The sequence below is a fragment of the Endozoicomonas sp. genome, from assembly GCF_031844845.1.
Classification (GTDB): Bacteria; Pseudomonadota; Gammaproteobacteria; order Pseudomonadales; family Endozoicomonadaceae; genus Endozoicomonas.
The window spans coordinates 1-3141 of the sequence record NZ_JAVRMB020000069.1 but is presented as its reverse complement, the minus strand read 5'-3'; the positions used below and the strand labels follow the sequence as shown (position 1 = coordinate 3141).

At 44.7% G+C, this 3141-nt stretch carries 4 protein-coding genes; 3 read left to right on the top strand and 1 reads right to left on the bottom strand.

The features are described 5' to 3' along the window. On the top strand, window positions 1-1035 hold a 1035-nt coding region (locus tag RM811_RS03265), incomplete at its 5' end, for a hypothetical protein (protein ID WP_402520720.1). 9 nt (window positions 1036-1044) lie between these two features. Further along, the gene (locus tag RM811_RS03260; RefSeq protein ID WP_402520718.1) at window positions 1045-1434 is read left to right on the top strand and encodes a hypothetical protein; all 390 of its coding nucleotides are present in this window, start codon (window positions 1045-1047) and stop codon (window positions 1432-1434) included. A gap of 41 nt (window positions 1435-1475) precedes the next feature. Here the strand turns inward: RM811_RS03260 and RM811_RS03255 are convergent, their stop codons facing one another. Next, a complete protein-coding gene (locus tag RM811_RS03255) occupies window positions 1476-2240 on the bottom strand; it encodes a hypothetical protein (protein WP_402520716.1) in 765 nt (254 codons plus the stop codon). Window positions 2241-2349: 109 nt separating this feature from the next. Between RM811_RS03255 and RM811_RS03250 the strand changes: the two genes are divergently transcribed. Continuing rightward, the gene (locus tag RM811_RS03250; RefSeq protein WP_402520714.1) at window positions 2350-3024 is read left to right on the top strand and encodes a hypothetical protein; all 675 of its coding nucleotides are present in this window, start codon (window positions 2350-2352) and stop codon (window positions 3022-3024) included. Window positions 3025-3141: the final 117 nt, after the last annotated feature.

Sequence of the window (3141 nt, the reverse complement as noted above, 5' to 3'; positions counted from 1 at the left end):
CAGGAAGAATACTATGAGGCCACTGAAGCCAGTCGCCAGAAGTTGATTGAGTTTAAAAAGGAACTAAAAAACACTCAAGATTCAGTTGAGGAAGTTGGCGATAGTGCGGAAGAAGCCGGAGAGCAACAAACCGAAGCCTTTGAAGGTGGTGCTTCCATTGCTGCGGTTCTGGCCGGTCATTACAACGCCATAACCGCTGAGTTACAGGGTATGAGCAGTGCAGCCCATGATACTTTTATCGCCATGCAGAAAGGGGTTGGTGGTGTCGATACCAGCAAGCCAAAGGGTGATGTTGCAGAGCTAAAAAATGAACTGAAAGAAACCAGTTCGGAACTTGGCAGGCTGCGACACGCTGCAATGACTACGTTTGATGTGACTGGTATTTCCACATGGATGATGAATACCGCAGCCGATGCAGCCTATGTAAAAAAGCAATTTCTGGAACAGAAAATAGCTTTGGAAGAACTGTTTGAAAGCTATGAGGAAGGCGAGTTAAATTCCAGAAACTTTGTCAAACAGGGAGAGCGAGCCGCCGATACCATGAACCTGCTGAATGAGCAGGACTTGGACAAGCTCAATAGTGCTATCAGTTCCGCTGAAGACGGTATGGCACAGTTAGGCGACAGTTCCAAAGATACCCTTAACAGCCTTCAGGATGAGCTAGATCAGCTTCAGGGCAGGCAGGATGATATTAGTCGTCGTCAATATGATAACCAGCGCATTGACCTGAAAGCTCAAAAAGCCGAGGCAATGGCCAAGGGGGATCAGGAATCAATAAGGAACCTGACCTCTGCCCTCCGACTAAGCGAGCAGGTATACAACGAGAAGCGCAGGCAAGCTCAACAGGAAAAAACAAAAGAGCTTCAAAAGAACCAGGTGAGCAAGTCTGCACCTTCAGTTAGCACCGGACGACAATCCCCTCAAAAAATCATCCGTCTGGAATATCCGGGCGGTGGTGTGAATATTGGGATTGATTCGAGCGATGAAATAAAATTACTCCAAGCCCTGAAAAATGCCGGTCTTAAATCGGTCTAAGGAGGCGATATGCAACTTGATACCATTACCCTCCCGGATGATCTGCTCTGGATTAATGAATTTGAGTGGAACCCGGTGGAGCAGAATGTAGAGCGGAGCCTTACCGGGGCTTTGCTGGTTCAGGAAAGACAGATTACCCATGGCAGGACAATAGTTCTCTCTGGTGGTAACGAGGCCGGTTGGGTTTCACGTTTGACGGTAAAAAACCTGTTTGCCTTATCAAAAGCAGCCAATAAGACAATGAGCCTGACGCTCCCGGACGGTCGGCAATTCTCCGTTATCTTTGACAGGTCTAATGGCAGTCCTGTTGAGGCACAGCAGGTTTTGCCGTTCGCTTATCCAGAAGATAGTGATCAGTATTTTCTTAAAATAAAATTATTGACACTGGCTGAATTTTAACAAGCAGGCTAATATTTCTTCCCCACCAGATGCTAAAATCGTTAATTCGATTTATAAGCTGACCGAAGCAATTTAACATATTCAAATTTGATGACTCTAGATTCCTTGGCAGCAATAGCATTAATAATCTTTTTTTTCAAATGGCTAAAGCATCCTAATTCACTTGGGGGAAAATCTAGTTTAGATTCACCGTAAATACAATCAGATAGTTTCTTTGCGCCATATTTTTGTACCAACGGATGATTGGCCTGATTTTTTAATAAATAGGGAATTGCTTCTATATTTTTTCTGGTATCATCAAAGCTTACTAATCTGCTAGTTTTTTTTATTGAATCTAACTTATCCTCTGGCATGTTCAGCTTCAACTGATTAATTAGATCACGCCTATTATCTCTGTGATTTTGCTCACGTGCGCGATCATATTTTTTCCGGTCAAAATAGGGGCGGGTTTGAATTTTTTTCGTACATTCACTGTTAGCTGAAACAGCGATGTTTGATTCTTTACCTTTTTTGCAATTAGCCAGCTTAGAACAATCTGGTTTTCCTGGATCAGTGGAATTCGATTCTATGGAACAGTCAATAAATGAAGGTGAAATACCACGATTAATTAACGCTTGACTTTCAGGTTGAGATGATGAGAGCGCAGCTGAGATAGATGAGTCAGACTCTGTTGGTCGAACCCGAAGATTATTAAAACATGATTCTTTTTGATTAATATTTTCTTCAGGGTCGGAATCAATTCCTGCCAGCTCAGGAAAGAGTTCAGGTAGAACGCCAGAACAAAAGCAAATACTTTGATCACACATTGGATTACTGGATTACTGGTAAGACCCCATCTTTTTAAAAAAGTTCCTCCCCCCTCACAGAATTCATCCAAATGTTTATTTCAACCATACAAAAGAAAATGTCAGCATCTTGCTGTTCAATACCGACGATCAGACCGATGAGCGCCTCGATGCCAGAGACAGAATAGAGAGCTATGTTGTCCCCGGCATTAAGGCTAATTGGGAACTGGTCGGCGATCAGCTTGAAGGACAGAGAGCCATTGTCGGCTATCAGCGTGAGGAACTGGCTATCCCTGAAATCGGTGAGGTCTATAAAATCACCACACCAGACGACCTCACCAGTCAGTTTGTTCGGATTACATCCGTTGACCATAGTTCTGCCACTTTCACCTACCACAATGGTTCGCAATATGTGGACTTTACCCGGCGTAAGCTGGACATGCAGATCAGCGCACCGTTAATCACCACTTTTATTGGTGCGCCTCCCGTTCCCGGAACGCCAGAAGAGGAAACCAGCCTGATTCATGGCACACAGATAGCCGACACCTCCCGCTATTACGGCATCCAGCCAGTGAGCGCCGACATTACCTCTGGCGACCTGACGGTTAAGGCCGAGAGCGTTTATGCGCCACTGGTGCCGAGCGCAAAAGTAGAAACCCCACTGCTTGACCAGTATGGCGGCTATACCGGCAAAACAATGGTGGCCACTGCTGACACTACCCGTTCAGTCAGTTGTCGTTTTGTTCATATCTCCGAGAGTCAGAGCAGAACCTACCTTCAACGGGGAGCCCTGCCGAAGCAATAAACAGGACATCCATAAATTCAGGGCGAAAGCTTAAGTAAAACGTTGGTTCGATCTAGACGAATAGAAATTTATGGATGTCCTTTTCCTTTTGAAATTTATGGATGTCCTTTTCCTTTT

Excerpts from the sequence above, each read along its gene's own strand:
- RM811_RS03255 (WP_402520716.1), bottom strand. The coding sequence starts at position 2,240 with ATGTGTGATCAAAGTATTTGCTTTTGTTCTGGCGTTCTACCTGAACTC.
- RM811_RS03260 (WP_402520718.1), top strand. The coding sequence starts at position 1,045 with ATGCAACTTGATACCATTACCCTCCCGGATGATCTGCTCTGGATTAAT.